Raw genomic sequence first — 13,952 nt, forward strand, 5'->3', positions numbered from 1 at the left:
ATCTCAGCCGCCTTTCGCCAATAAGCCATCTGCTCCAGTGATATGAAACCCATTAGCACTATTAGATGGATTAATCTTCTCGCTCATGTTAACAGACCAGATCTTTCTGGCTACAAAATGTCTGAACATAGCCAGGGCTGTCCCGGCTTCCAACCCCATTTGTTCATCGCAGGCGAGACACGCTCTAGCTATTGCAGTCCCTGATTGTATTAAAGCAGCGAGTGAACGCTCCAAGCTCTGAACAGCAAAGATCCCAAGTTTCTCGACATCCTCATTGTGATACTCTTTATGAATCCATTCGACATTGCGGATCAACGTATAAGGCAAATCACGCTCAGTCACAACTCCCCAATCAACCTGATGTGACTCCCAGTATATTCGTTCAATTTCAAATTTCTCTAATATGCGTTCGTTCTCCAGCTCTTTAGCAGGCTTAACCGTCCTCGCATATTCCTTATCCCTATATGTAATTACAAAGTCCGTAGTCATGACGATATCCACGCCAGTTTTAGGGTCTTTGGGATGTTCGATACCAAGCTTGTCAGCAATCAGCTTCGTCTCTTCAAGCGGAAGGAGGGGATATTGCTCACGAATGTCTGTTACTCCATCGGCATAATCCAGAGCATAAAAATAATCGCGCTCCAGATCGGACAAGAAGGTGTGTTGTCTGCCTGTGGTCCAGCCGACACCCCGAGTCGATCTGCCTGTTGAAGGCACATCCTGTACTCGCAGCCACGGAAGATAATCGGCTCCCGTTCCTTGTCCTCTGCCTTCTTTGATAAACCTATCAATCTTCGCGTCCGTAATTTCACGTTTTCGTTTGGCCAAGATGACAACACCTCCTTAAAAGAAAACAGGGCTACCCGAAGGCAGCCCCGTTTGGAGTCATGATGTTATTCTGGATGTAAGTTCTGTAGACAGTAGAAGAGCTCCTAATAGTAGTATGGCCAATTCCGTCAGTCTAATACTTTATTTTCTCAGTCTACAACTTTATTTTCTTAGTCTAATACTTTATTTTCCGAGTCTAACACTTTATTTTTCAGTCTAATACTTTATTTTCTTTTGACAACAACTTTTATATCAACCAAACTCTCCTACTCCACAGTCACACTCTTCGCCAAATTCCGTGGCTTATCAACATCATGACCCAGGGCCAGCGAAGCATAGTATGCCAGCAGTTGAGTCACAACTACAGACAGTGCGGAAGTCAGCAGCGGCAGGGTCTTAGGGATAACGAAGGCCTGGTCAACGGATTTCAGCAGGTCTGTTACATGCTCCTGGTGAGTGATCGCCAGCACGTCTGCGCCGCGGGCTTTCACTTCTTTGATGTTGCTAACGGTCTTTTCGAGTACGGATTCCTGTGTTGCCAGGGCAATTACCGGAACGCCATCCTCGATCAGAGCCAGTGTACCGTGCTTCAGCTCACCTGCAGCATAAGCCTCAGAGTGAATGTAGGAGATTTCTTTCAGCTTCAGCGAGCCTTCTTGAGCTACAGCGTAATCTACGCCGCGGCCAATGAAGAACAGGTGCTTGTGGCTGGAGATTTGCTCAGCATAATTCTTGATGGCATCCTTCTGAGCCAGGATTTCTTCTACCTGCTCAGGCAGGGTGTTCATAGCTGCCAGAATTTCAGCAACCTGCGCATCCGTTTGAGTTCCGCGTATTTCAGCCATATACAGGCCAAGCAGTGTGAACGCAATGATCTGCGAAGTGTAAGCTTTAGTCGATGCTACCGCGATTTCCGGACCAGCCAGAGTAACCAGTACATCGTTAGCTTCACGGGCAATGGAGCTGCCTACAACGTTAGTGATTGCCAGAACGTGTGCACCGTTAGCCTGACCTTCACGTAGGGCAGCCAGGGTATCAGCCGTTTCACCGGATTGGCTGACTACGATAACCAGTGTTTCCGGTGTTACGATTGGCGCACGGTAACGGTACTCGGACGCAATGTCATTCTCAACCGGGATACGGACCAGGGACTCGATCAGGTTACGTCCAACCAGACCCGCGTTGTATGCAGTACCGCAGGCAACGATCTGGATGTTGCGGATGTTCTTGATCTGCTCAGGAGTCAGGTTGAGCTCTGGCAGAATTACTTTAGTGCCTTCAGCATTAATGCGTCCGCGCATAGTGTCGCGGTAAGCCTTAGGCTGCTCGTGGATTTCTTTCAGCATGAAGTGCTCGTATCCGCCTTTTTCTGCGGTAACAGCATCCCAATCGACAGTAATCATTTCCCGAGAAATAAAGTTGCCTTCAATCGTCATCAGTTCGACAGCATCTCTTGTCAGTACAGCCATTTCGCCGTCGTTCAAAATATATACGTTACGGGTGTATTCCAGCAATGCCGGAATGTCCGACCCGATAAAGTTTTCGCCTTCGCCAAGACCGATAATCAGCGGGCTCGCCTGACGAACAGCTACCAGTTTATCCGGCTCATGTTCAGTCAGAACGCCCAGGGCAAACGCGCCGCGCATGTGGGTGATTGCCTTTTGAACAGCCTTAACGATATCCCCTTCATACTCACGGGCGATCAGGTGGGAAATAACCTCTGTATCCGTCTCGGAAGTAAAGTGGCATCCGCCGGCAATCAGTTCTTCTTTGAGTTCCAGGTAGTTTTCGACGATCCCGTTGTGTACAACCGAGAATTTCTGGCTGTCATCTGTATGCGGGTGGGAGTTCTCGTCGGATGGTTTACCGTGAGTGGCCCAACGGGTATGCCCGATTCCGGCACTTCCGGTCAGCGGAGTAACTTCAAGTCTGGACTCCAGGTTAGCCATACGGCCCTGTGCCTTAACAACCTGCAGACCCTCCTTCGTGAACACAGCAATACCTGCTGAATCATAACCACGATACTCCAGCTTCTTCAAGCCCTCTACCAGGATCCCCTGAGAATTCTGATTACCAATATATCCTACAATACCACACATTATAAATTCCTCCGTCCAATGATTGTAATGTGGGCGGCATAAGGAAAGAAACGTGCCGTGCGGCATGTGTAGAGAAAAAGCCTTATTCTGTTGTATGGTCTGTCACCTGTGATAAGGATATTCATGACATGCACAGTCTTCTTCTCTGCCGCAGCAGGACTTGTGTATCTTCCATTAGCGCATACCCATGAATGATTAAATCCGTCGTACACCCATAAAAGCGTTGTGTGAAAGGTCGCCCTGACATTTTCCGCTTCCATTTACGGCTCTGGTGCATCACCGGGAGGTCCCCGCCGAACATTTCGAACACCTCCACCTCGTCAGCTTACATCTGCCGTGATCCGTTCCAGCCTAAACTTAAGCTGTCCCTTCTCCCCCGCGCAAGATCAAGCTCTGGCGCTTGCTATTGCTGTTACCTCACTACCCCCGCTTTCCTTCTGGAATGACACTTCATCATTATATGCACCTTACATCACTTTTGGCAATGAAATAATGATTGAAACGATTGGTATTTGTTGAAAAAAATTTCAAAACAGCTGCAGAGCCGGCAGTTGAAGCACAAAAAAATCTTCATCCGCCGGCTCCGCCTGCAGTGATGTTACCTTATATTAAACCAATTCGCGTTCTACAACCTCAACAATCTGTCCTACGAACAGATCGAGTTCTGCCTTATCCGGGCCTTCGGCCATTACACGGATCAGCGGTTCTGTCCCCGAAGGACGGACAAGCACGCGGCCGTTATCCCCAAGCTTGCCTTCTACCTCTTTAATCGCTGCCTCAATCGCCGGATTGTCCGGATAATTCGTCTTATCCTGCACCCGCACATTAACAAGCACCTGAGGATATTTCGTCATCATCGACTTCAGTACACTCAGCTTCTTACCATCAGCCTTCATGGTATCGACGAGCTGGATCGCAGTCAGGATGCCGTCACCCGTTGTGTTGTAATCCAGGAAAATAACATGGCCAGACTGTTCCCCGCCCAGATTATAGCCGCCGCGGCGCATTTCTTCCATCACATAACGGTCTCCTACAGCCGTTTTGGCTGTATTCAGCGCCAATTTTTCGGTTGCCTTGTAGAAGCCGATATTACTCATAACAGTCGAAACAATGGTTGCATCCTTGAGCTTGCCGGAGCGGTTCATTGCATCTCCGCAGATGCAGAGAATGAAATCGCCGTCCACCTCTTCGCCTGTCTCATCAATGGCAATCAGGCGGTCTGCATCACCGTCAAAAGCAAGTCCCAGATCAGCACCGTGACGAAGCACCTCTTCCCGCAGCTTCTCCGGATGTGTTGAGCCATATCCGTCGTTGATGTTAAGGCCGTCAGGCTCGGCTCCGATCGCGATTACTTCCGCACCCAGCTCTCTGAACAGACGCGGGGCCAGCTCATAAGCTGCGCCATGCGCGCAGTCCAGTACAACCTTAATTCCGTCAAAACGGTTGGAAATCGTTGTCTTCAGGTATTCAAGATAAAGATATTTGGCATCGTTGTCTACGGTTAGCTTGCCAAGACCTGCGCCAACCGGACGCGGAAGCTCATCCTTCTCGGCATCCATCAGCTCTTCAATGCGCAGTTCAGTCTCGTCGGTCAGCTTAAAGCCGTCTCCGCCGAAAAACTTAATTCCGTTGTCTTCAACCGGATTGTGGGAAGCGGAGATCATTACACCGGCATCCGCTTTGAGCAGTTTGGTTATATATGCTACAGCTGGAGTGCTGACGACTCCAATACGGATTACTTCTGCCCCGATGGACAACAGCCCGGCTACAAGTGCCGATTCCAGCAGCGGTCCGGAAATTCGTGTATCCATGCCGATAACCACTTTTGGCTTTTCTACGTTTCCAGCCAGTACATATCCGCCGCAGCGGCCGATGCTATAAGCCATTTCTGCTGTTAACTCCTTGTTAGCGACTCCGCGCACACCGTCTGTACCAAAATACTTACCCATCTCTTTTCTCCTTTTAATACGCTACATGTACAATGTGAACTCAAGAAGTGCGGTATAAAGCCCCATTCGTAAGTCCATCTTACATAGCTTAGTGAATTATTGTATGATTGAAATCTGATTCTTGTAACTAAAGGGCTCTACACATAGACGCTTTCCCGCACAAAAAGTTACGCACCGCCATTGCCCCCGGTATTCGTCGTATTCCCGCTTCCCGCGGGAGTACTGCTGCTCTCCGGCGCATCCTCCGCCGGCTCCGGCGTGGCAGTGGCGGATGGCTCTGCGCTATGGGTCGGCTCCACACTCGTCTCCCCGCCTGAAACAGCTTCCGAGCTCGGCTCAGGAGTCGGCGCAATACTGTTGTCCGGGCTTACTGTTGCCTCAGGTGTTGCGGGCGTTTGCAGATCAATTGTGACTACATTCGGCTGTGAGGAATTGACCATTGAAATGAACCTCGGCATCGAGATCTGCAGTGAGACCTGATGAACCCCTGCTGACAGTCCGCCGACATCGGCAACAACACTGATATTATCCTGATCAAGCTGATCCAGAAGTGTAGGCGCACCCGCCAGAGTCAGAGAAATCGTTTTGGCGGCCGGGTCCGTAACCACGGCTGTAAGCCCGCTGGCCACACCTTCAAGCTTGATCGGAATATTATCCATCGTCCGTTCAGCAATTTCAGCTGCAGAAACGGTGACATTCATTTCCGCAGGTTCAATCTTTGCTATTCCTTCAGGCGGAGCAAGCTCCAGCTTCACCTGCTGTGTTCCTGCGGACTGAACCGTACTCAGATCAAGAACTGCATCGTAGGAGGATAACCCAGCCAGCGCTTCCTCGCTGCCGTATACCGTAACTGTATCCATTTCAGGAGTGACTCTGGACAGTACCAGTGAGCCCGGCAGCTGCCCTTTGAAGCTCACATCCAGCGGTAGCGTTTTGAACGGCAGCGTAATCGGCAGCTCAACAGCAACTGTAGCAGGTTCAATGACAGCGCCGCTAATCTCATTTCCGCTGCTGTCGTAAGCAGCTAGCCGCATTCTTTTTTCCGTAAAGGTCTCATTCTCCCCATCCAGCTCAATCGTCCCCTGAACCGCGGCTACTTTACTCAGCTCGCTAGCCGGCAGGGTAACTTCCACCTCAGCAGGGTTAATAACGGCCGTGCCGAGCTTATACCCCTCTGCCGGAGCACCGCTTGTAATCAGGGTAACCGGGAACGTCTTCGTGTTGCGCAGTTCAACATGCACATTCACTTCAGACGGGTCCATCGATTCAAACTTTACGCCCTTGGGCAGGGTATAATTTAACGGAAGCGTTGTATCCCCCGGTCCTACACCGCTTAAATCGAGGGTTACCTTATAGTCGTCAGAGAACTTGAAATTGAGATCGGAATTTTTACCCGACACTTCCAGTCTCACACTTTCGGCATCGAAGCTGTATACATACTTCTCCTCATCAAGGCCGGTCTGCTCTATTTTAACATTTTCGATAATCTTCGTCTGTGTGTTAACTATAGTCTGGTTCGTAGGCTCGGTATCCACATGTACAATTGTCCACAGGATAATACCGAAGACAAGTGCAAGAATCTTGTTGAAGTTGTTATTCTTCATCCACTTATCCATTATTTTTGCCTCCTCTCCGTTTCCAGAAAGCAGAGCTCTTCTCCTTCAGCGTCGAAGATGCGCTCAGCTCCTGATGAAGCTTCGAGATCAGCGACTCTTCCTTAATGTCACGCACGATCTGCCCGTTAATGGCCAACGATATTTGACCTGTCTCCTCAGAGACTACAACAGATACCGAGTCCGCAACCTCACTGATCCCGATCGCCGCACGGTGGCGTGTCCCCAGCTCCTTGCTGATGAACGGATTCTCCGAGAGAGGAAGATAACAGGCAGCAGCAGCAATCTGTCCGTCCTGCATAATCAGCGCACCGTCATGCAGCGGAGTATTGGGAATAAAAATATTAATCAGCAGCTCCGAGCTTACCACGGAACGCATTGGAATGCCCGATTCGGTGTACTCATTCAGCCCAGTCGCCCGCTCAAATACGATAAGTGCCCCGATTTTACGCTTGGACAGGTAGTTCACGGCTTTAATCACTTCACCGACCAGCCGGCTGATCTCCTCATCATTCTCCGAAGCCCGGCCAAAAAACTTGCCCCGGCCAAGCTGCTCCAGCCCCCTGCGCAGCTCAGGCTGAAAAATGATAAAGATCGCAAATACCCCGAACGTATAGATCTGGTTCATCAGCCATTTCAGCGTGTAGAGATCCAGAATCGTGCTCAGCGCCCAGATAATAACCAGCACAAGAATCCCCTTAAGCAGCTGGACTGCCCGTGTGCCGCGCACCATATTGAGGACCTTGTAGATAATGTAGCTGACGATCAGAACATCAATTATATCTTTAATGGATTCTTTCCATGTTAAGTCGGTAAAATAGCTCATTGCCCAAAACCCCCGTCATTTCATATTAGCTGGGTTTATGTAAATTGTCTGTAAGATCTGTTTCATATCTAGGTTATAACGTTCACGCCCAGGTTGCAAGTTTCACATGCCGGGGAATGCTGAGAATGTCTTTCCGGACAATAAAAAAGCGCCATCTTTCTGGAAAAAGAGGCGCAAATACTATTTCTGCATAAAGGCCATGCGGGTTAACGGTAGGCAACTTCAGAGAACATGTTCGTCACTTTATACCAGAGCCAGCTTACCGCTTGGTCTATGCTTTTGACTTGCCCGGAGATATGGGCTGTAGATGCTTTGTACAGAGTACCGTCGATCACCGTCACGTTACCGTTGACTTCCCCGTACACCTGAGTTTTGCCGTTCTCCACCGTGAGGTTGCCGGTAATTGTTTTGCCGGACGGTACAATGACAGTATCGCCCATGATCACAACCTGGTCGAGGTCACTGCCTCTGACGACAAGCTGCTGGTCCTGATTCCAGAAAGTCACCGAGCTCATCAGCATCACCAGCAGAAACACAGACGCCGCCGTAAGGGCCGGATGCCTTTTGATCCAGGTAATAAAAGCTCTTTCCTTCTTCGGCTTCGGCAGCGAATCCATTATCCGGCTCACCAGATCGTCTGAGGCCACCGCATTCTGGTGCATCAGGGAGAACATCAGCATATCAGTTTGTTCCAATTCTTTGAACTTTGCACGGCAATCCGGACAGGATAGAAGATGCTCCTTCAATTCCCTCTGCTGCAGCTCGGGCAAGTCGTCATCCAGGTAATCATGCATCAAAGAGACGGCCAGTTTGCATTCCATAGGAGCCAATCCTTTCATGAGTGCTATTTAATTATTTCAAGGCAAAGGGACAGTACATAAGACTTGCTTAACTTACATACGGCACTGCCAGTCAGACGTTTCATAAAAAACATCTATTTTTACATTTTCGGGCTTAATTTTTTACGCAAAAACTCGCGTCCGCGGTGTACCCGGGTCTTGATCGTCGTTACCGGCATATCCAGCACGTCACTGATCTCCTGAAGCGACAGATCCTGCAGATAACGCAGTATCATTACAGACCGGTATTTCACCGGCAGGCTGTCAATGGCCTCGTAGATCACCCTCTGCGTCTCTGAGAGCAGCAGTTCCGTCTCCGGGGTGACATTATCACTCGGAATCATTGAATAGCCGTCAATGCCTTCCTGGTCGTTCATCTCTGCATCCAGCGAATAGGTCGGCTTACGCTTGCGCAGCCTGTCGATACAGAGGTTCGTACCAATCCTGTAAATCCAGGTTGAGAATTTCTGTTTGTCATCATAACGGTCCAAATTCCGGTACACACGCAAAAAAGTCTCCTGAACAATATCCTCCGCCTCATGACGGTTGTTCAGCATCCGGTAAGCCAAATGATATATTTTGTCTTTATATAGTTCCACAAGCTCGGCAAATGCTCTTTGGTCGCCCTTCAAGGCGAGCTTTGTCAATCTGCCTTCCAAATTCTCCACCTGTTAACTCCCCCAGACTTGCCGCCCCTGGTCTTTCATCTCATCTGAATGTCCACGGTACAAGCATATAAATCGTAAATCAAGTTTGGTCAAAAATCAAGGATTGGATTGTTACCTTATGCGGATTGCGGGCTTGATTAGAATACCTTTAATAATCCGCTGCTTAGCGGCAACTCCGAGAAAGCTTTGGACCTCCGGCCACTGTTATGCTCAGATTCCTCCAATTATAACCGTTGTCTGCGGTAGGAATTCGATCATAAAGGCGGACGCTGACGCTCCTCCAGTTCCAAAGCCTCTCTCCGCAACATGCACTAGAATACACACAAAAAACGGAGATCTGCCGCACTACGTGCATTAGATCTCCGTTTTGTTTATTCCCGCTAATTCAGAGCCTGAGTTTCGGGAGTATTCCTCATATGCTTTTGATACCCTTTATTAGTAATCCTGCCGTAAGCCTAGAAACTCCGGGCATCAGCCCGTATTCCGCAGCCCTGCAGCAATACCGTTAATAGTAAGCAATACTTCACGCAGCAGCTCTGCGTCATCACCCTCGGCATCGCGCAGTGCTCTTAGCTCAGACAGCAGCTGTACCTGGAGGTAGCTCAGCGGATCAACATAAGGGTTGCGCAGCCGGATCGATTCCTGAATAACCGGAACGTTGTCCAGAATGTCATGCTGGCCGGTGATTTTGAGGATCAGCTCGGATGTCAGCTTGAATTCCGCTTCAATCTGGCCAAAGATCCGCTTGCGCGCTTCGTCATTTTTGCCCATGGAGGCGTACTCCTCGGCAATAACCAGGTCTGCCTTGGCGATTGCCATCTGCAGCGTATCAATCAGTGTGGTAAAGAAGGAGAATTCAGCATACATAGTCTGCAAAATCTTCAGATTCTCTTCTTTGCCTTCATAGAAGCTCTGCAGCCCTGTTCCGGCAGCATACCAGGCCGGCAGCAGGTAGCGGCTCTGCGTCCAGGCAAATACCCACGGGATCGCACGCAGATCCTCAAAGCGGTCGCTGTTCTTGCGTTTGGATGGACGTGAACCGATATTCAGCTCGCCCACCTCAGGCAGAGGTGTCGCCTCTTTGAAGAAGGTCAGGAAGTCCGGATCACGGAAAATCAGGTCCTGATATTTGGTCAGGGAAACTTCAGAGATACGGGCTACAATTTCATCCCACTTGGCTTCGTACAGATCTGCCTCCGGCGTTCTGGCGTGAATGGCTGCCGTCACCAGTGCCGATGTAGCCTGCTCCAGACTCCGGTAAGCAATGCCCTGCATGGAATAACGGGAAGAGATCACTTCACCCTGCTCCGTAATCTTGATTCCGCCGCCGATTGTGGAAGCCGGCTGGGCAAGAATACTGCGGTTCAGCGGCATGCCGCCGCGTCCAAGCGCCCCGCCGCGCCCGTGGAAGAACTTCAGCTTGATGCCGAATTCATCCGCTGTAGCCGTAATCTGCTTCAGCGCAACTCGCAGCTCCCAGTTCGCAGTAACCACACCGCCGTCTTTATTGCTGTCGGAATAGCCGAGCATAATCTCCTGCAGGTCGTTCATTGCCCGTACCGCTTCACGGTAGATCGGCATGCTGAGCAGCCGCTTCATAATCTGCGGCGCGTTGTGCAGGTCATCAATGGTCTCAAACAGCGGTACAGCCTGCAATGTGCAAACTACAGTTCCATCGTTGTCCTTGCGGAACAAGCCAACTTCTTTGGAGAATACCATTACTTCCAGAATGTCGCTTGCTGCTTCCGCCATACTGATCAGATAACTGGTGATACACTGCTTGCCGTATTCCTCCTGCGCCAGATAGATCGTGCGGTATACCGCAAGACATTCCTCTGTACTTTCACTGTACGACTGGTACGGGGAAGTTAGCGGCCGCGGATCGTTGAGCAGAGACTCAAGCAGCTTCACCTTCTCATCTTCCGGCATTTTGGCGTAGTCCTGGGTAATGTTCATCTTCGCCAGGACTTCGGCCATTGCATTTTCGTGCTCCTGGCTGTGCTGGCGGACATCCAATGCCGCAGTGTGGAAGCCGAACAGCTCCACCTGCCGGATTAGCTTCTTAATGTAAGTATCCGCTACATAGTCGGCATAATGATGCCGCAGACTGCGATCAATCACATTCAGGTCATCTATGAACTGCTGCGGAGTCGTGTAGCGCTCCGGCGTTCCTTTTTTCTCGTCGTCGAGCACGTTCTGTGTCTTCGAGATCATATAGCTGAGCTTAATCCGGTAAGGCTCATTGTCATTGCGCCAGGCATCAATCCGGTTCAGTTTAATGATCTTGCGGTCTTCTTCAATCGAATCCAGCAGTTCTTCTGTAACGCTGACGATGCTTGTACTAAAGCTGAGATACTGCATGAGTTCACGCATAATGCGCTGATATTCCCGGATAGCCAGCTTGCGCTGCAGACGAAGCGTCTGTAGCGTCACCGCCGCCGTTACGGACGGATTGCCGTCACGGTCTCCACCGATCCATGATCCAAAACGCAGGTATGTCGGCACATGCCAATTCTGTCCCGGATAGTATTTGCTCAAACATCGTTCAAGTTCCTGATATACATCCGGCAGCACCTGGAAAATCGTCTCATGGAAATAATACATCCCGTTCCGCACTTCATCCAGTACTGTCGGTTTGCGGTCACGCAATTCATCTGTCTGCCACAGAGTAATAACTTCATTCAGCAGTTTCTCACGGAGCTGTTCGCGTTCACGGAATGTCAGTGTCGGATTGTCGAGCCCCATTACATCATCTGATATCCGCTTGTGAATATCAAGAATGGCCCGCCGCATTGCTTCCGTAGGGTGAGCGGTCATGACCAGCTCCAATGACAGGTTGTTCATAATGTCATGAACATCCTCTTGGGAGAAATCACGTTCACGGAGCTCCTGAATCGCACTTTCGATAGATCCCGGCTGTACCGTGTCCCCTGCAGAACGCTCATAGTCCCGCTTACGGCGGATCCGGTGATTCTGCTCAGCGATGTTTACCAATTGAAAATAAATGGCAAACGCCCGTATTACCTGGTGTCGATTCTCAGGATCCAATGAGCCAATCAGCTCTTTAAATTCATTGTGCAGTTCAGGCAAAAATAATGAGCGAAGCGATTTACTGGTCTCACGGATTTTCTCCACGACCTCCAGCAGTTCGTTACCGCCTTGGTGAACCAAGACTTCGCCCAAGATGTTCCCCAGGAACCGTACGTCACGCCGCAGCAGATTATTGGAATTGCTTTTGCTGACAGCTGTCGTAAGTTCGGTCATGCTGCTCCCCCCATCCTCTTCCGGATCAATGTCCTAACATTGTCTATTTGAAGCTTTCCTCATATCATACAGTAATACCCATCGGAAATCTCCAACTTATTGCGCTGTAAAGCGCTGCAGTAATTACGATTATACACCAAATTCATTCATTATACAGTCATAAAATATTTATGTATTTTATTTCATTATAATGGCTGCCCTTTGGAGTATTTATGTGCAAGGTTTACACGGCATGTAGGTATTGATTGCATTATACACGGATTACGGAAGAATGGAAATTGGGGTTATTGAATGCGGGTGATAAAATAAGTTTACCACGGCTATATCGAGGTTAAGAGCTTCTAGAATCGCCTCTTTCGGGTTATCGTGTCACCCCCTACTTTCCAGCGTCTAAAACACACACGCAGCTTAGAAGAGCCTATAGAAGGCCTTAAAGGCCATCATAATTTTTACTAAAAAATTCATTCAAAATAATCATAGTAAAAATAAAACAAAAAACCCCTACCGAAGTAGGAGTTTCTGTCAGGCGAAGCTGTAGTATCGGGATGACACGATTTGAACATGCGACCCCCTGGTCCCAAACCAGGTGCTCTACCAAGCTGAGCTACATCCCGAAACAATATAAAATTATGGAGCGGGTGATGGGAATCGAACCCACGCTATTAGCTTGGAAGGCTAAAGTTCTACCATTGAACTACACCCGCAAAGATGAAAATCGGGATGACACGATTTGAACATGCGACCCCCTGGTCCCAAACCAGGTGCTCTACCAAGCTGAGCTACATCCCGAAAAAATGGCGCGCCCTAAGAGATTCGAACTCCTGACCTTTTGATTCGTAGTCAAACGCTCTATCCAGCTGAGCTAAGGGCGCAAATTATGGAGCGGACGACGGGAATCGAACCCGCGACCCTCGCCTTGGCAAGGCGATGCTCTACCGCTGAGCCACGTCCGCATATTAAGTGGTGCGCGTGAAGGGACTTGAACCCCCACGTCTTACGACGCCAGATCCTAAGTCTGGTGCGTCTGCCATTCCGCCACACGCGCAGAGTACTTTTTAATCAAAGTGAGCCATGAAGGACTCGAACCTTCGACACCCTGATTAAAAGTCAGGTGCTCTACCAACTGAGCTAATGGCTCGCAATTGGCAGGGGATATAGGATTCGAACCTATGATGACGGAGTCAGAGTCCGTTGCCTTACCACTTGGCGAATCCCCTATAATGTAACATATCTACCATAACCATTCAATAGGATAACGATTATGGTGGAGGCTGAGGGGATCGAACCCCCGACCCTCTGCTTGTAAGGCAGATGCTCTCCCAGCTGAGCTAAGCCTCCGTATGTATAACCAAAAGCATTAAATAATTGGTGACCCGTAGGGGATTCGAACCCCTGTTACCTCCGTGAAAGGGAGGTGTCTTAACCCCTTGACCAACGGGCCTTAAAAAATTTGTGGAGCTCTCAACCGGATTCGAACCGGTGACCTCTTCCTTACCATGGAAGCACTCTACCTGCTGAGCTATGAGAGCATGGCTCCCCGAACAGGACTCGAACCTGTGACAACTCGATTAACAGTCGAGTGCTCTACCAACTGAGCTATCAGGGAATATTATCCGCTTGGCGGCGTCCTACTCTCCCGGGACCCTTCGGTCCAAGTACCATCGGCGCTGGAAGGCTTAACGGTCGTGTTCGGGATGGGTACGCGTGGAACCCTTCCGCTATCGCCACCAAACGTTACAGGCTTAATCACCTGAAAACTGAATCCGAAACAAATCTGCGATTTAATATTGGATAAGCCCTCGACCGATTAGTATTGGTCAGCTCCATGCATTGCTGCACTTCCACCTCCAACCTATCTACCTCGTC

At 49.6% G+C, this 13,952-nt stretch carries 8 protein-coding genes, 12 tRNA genes and 2 rRNA genes; all 22 read right to left on the minus strand.

Annotated elements, in window-relative coordinates; all coding sequences use genetic code 11:
* Positions 1 to 3 precede the first annotated feature (3 nt).
* Positions 4 to 828 carry a TnsA endonuclease N-terminal domain-containing protein gene (locus M2108_RS28835; protein ID WP_277472846.1) on the minus strand — a complete coding sequence of 275 codons (825 nt, stop codon included), beginning with the start codon at positions 826 to 828 and terminating at the stop codon, positions 4 to 6.
* A 266-nt stretch (positions 829 to 1,094) separates the two neighbouring features.
* Positions 1,095 to 2,927 (minus strand): glutamine--fructose-6-phosphate transaminase (isomerizing), encoded by a 1,833-nt coding sequence (glmS, locus tag M2108_RS28840; RefSeq protein WP_277472845.1) that lies wholly within the window; start codon positions 2,925 to 2,927, stop codon positions 1,095 to 1,097.
* 608 nt (positions 2,928 to 3,535) lie between these two features.
* Entirely contained in the window at positions 3,536 to 4,876 is a 1,341-nt protein-coding gene (gene glmM, locus M2108_RS28845) for a phosphoglucosamine mutase (protein WP_277472843.1), read from the minus strand.
* Between the two features lie 167 nt (positions 4,877 to 5,043).
* Positions 5,044 to 6,492: a CdaR family protein gene (locus tag M2108_RS28850; protein ID WP_277472842.1), complete on the minus strand. Its 1,449-nt coding sequence runs from the start codon at positions 6,490 to 6,492 to the stop codon at positions 5,044 to 5,046.
* Entirely contained in the window at positions 6,485 to 7,315 is an 831-nt protein-coding gene (gene cdaA, locus M2108_RS28855; protein WP_277472840.1) for a diadenylate cyclase CdaA, read from the minus strand. The genes M2108_RS28850 and cdaA overlap by 8 nt, the downstream gene beginning before the upstream one ends.
* Positions 7,316 to 7,521: 206 nt before the next feature.
* Positions 7,522 to 8,136, minus strand: a complete 615-nt coding sequence (locus M2108_RS28860) for a zf-HC2 domain-containing protein (RefSeq protein ID WP_277472838.1) — start codon at positions 8,134 to 8,136, stop codon at positions 7,522 to 7,524.
* 119 nt (positions 8,137 to 8,255) lie between these two features.
* A complete protein-coding gene (sigW, locus tag M2108_RS28865) occupies positions 8,256 to 8,822 on the minus strand; it encodes an RNA polymerase sigma factor SigW (protein ID WP_277472837.1) in 567 nt (188 codons plus the stop codon).
* 471 nt (positions 8,823 to 9,293) lie between these two features.
* Positions 9,294 to 12,086, minus strand: a complete 2,793-nt coding sequence (gene ppc / locus M2108_RS28870) for a phosphoenolpyruvate carboxylase (RefSeq protein ID WP_277472836.1) — start codon at positions 12,084 to 12,086, stop codon at positions 9,294 to 9,296.
* A 540-nt stretch (positions 12,087 to 12,626) separates the two neighbouring features.
* Positions 12,627 to 12,700 (minus strand) — tRNA-Pro (locus M2108_RS28875).
* Between the two features lie 16 nt (positions 12,701 to 12,716).
* Positions 12,717 to 12,790: transfer RNA gene (locus tag M2108_RS28880), tRNA-Gly, on the minus strand.
* Between the two features lie 11 nt (positions 12,791 to 12,801).
* Positions 12,802 to 12,875 (minus strand) — tRNA-Pro (locus M2108_RS28885).
* A 6-nt stretch (positions 12,876 to 12,881) separates the two neighbouring features.
* A tRNA-Arg gene (locus M2108_RS28890) sits at positions 12,882 to 12,958 on the minus strand.
* A gap of 6 nt (positions 12,959 to 12,964) precedes the next feature.
* Positions 12,965 to 13,039 (minus strand) — tRNA-Gly (locus tag M2108_RS28895).
* A gap of 8 nt (positions 13,040 to 13,047) precedes the next feature.
* Positions 13,048 to 13,131: transfer RNA gene (locus tag M2108_RS28900), tRNA-Leu, on the minus strand.
* 20 nt (positions 13,132 to 13,151) lie between these two features.
* Positions 13,152 to 13,224: transfer RNA gene (locus M2108_RS28905), tRNA-Lys, on the minus strand.
* Between the two features lie 5 nt (positions 13,225 to 13,229).
* Positions 13,230 to 13,303: transfer RNA gene (locus tag M2108_RS28910), tRNA-Gln, on the minus strand.
* A gap of 45 nt (positions 13,304 to 13,348) precedes the next feature.
* Positions 13,349 to 13,424, minus strand: a tRNA-Val gene (locus tag M2108_RS28915).
* Between the two features lie 28 nt (positions 13,425 to 13,452).
* Positions 13,453 to 13,527, minus strand: a tRNA-Glu gene (locus M2108_RS28920).
* A 12-nt stretch (positions 13,528 to 13,539) separates the two neighbouring features.
* A tRNA-Thr gene (locus M2108_RS28925) sits at positions 13,540 to 13,615 on the minus strand.
* Between the two features lies 1 nt (position 13,616).
* Positions 13,617 to 13,692: transfer RNA gene (locus M2108_RS28930), tRNA-Asn, on the minus strand.
* Positions 13,693 to 13,701: 9 nt separating this feature from the next.
* Positions 13,702 to 13,818 (minus strand): 5S ribosomal RNA (gene rrf / locus M2108_RS28935).
* A 55-nt stretch (positions 13,819 to 13,873) separates the two neighbouring features.
* Positions 13,874 to 13,952 (minus strand): 23S ribosomal RNA (locus M2108_RS28940); the annotation flags it as partial.

The sequence above is a fragment of the Paenibacillus sp. PastM-3 genome, assembly GCF_029893965.1.
GTDB lineage: Bacteria > Bacillota > Bacilli > Paenibacillales > Paenibacillaceae > Paenibacillus_AQ.

Coding starts and splice junctions, on each gene's coding strand:
- glmS (WP_277472845.1), bottom strand. CDS start 2,927: ATGTGTGGTATTGTAGGATATATTGGTAATCAGAATTCTCAGGGGATC.
- glmM (WP_277472843.1), bottom strand. CDS start 4,876: ATGGGTAAGTATTTTGGTACAGACGGTGTGCGCGGAGTCGCTAACAAG.
- M2108_RS28850 (WP_277472842.1), bottom strand. CDS start 6,492: ATGGATAAGTGGATGAAGAATAACAACTTCAACAAGATTCTTGCACTT.
- cdaA (WP_277472840.1), bottom strand. CDS start 7,315: ATGAGCTATTTTACCGACTTAACATGGAAAGAATCCATTAAAGATATA.
- M2108_RS28860 (WP_277472838.1), bottom strand. CDS start 8,136: ATGGAATGCAAACTGGCCGTCTCTTTGATGCATGATTACCTGGATGAC.
- ppc (WP_277472836.1), bottom strand. CDS start 12,086: ATGACCGAACTTACGACAGCTGTCAGCAAAAGCAATTCCAATAATCTG.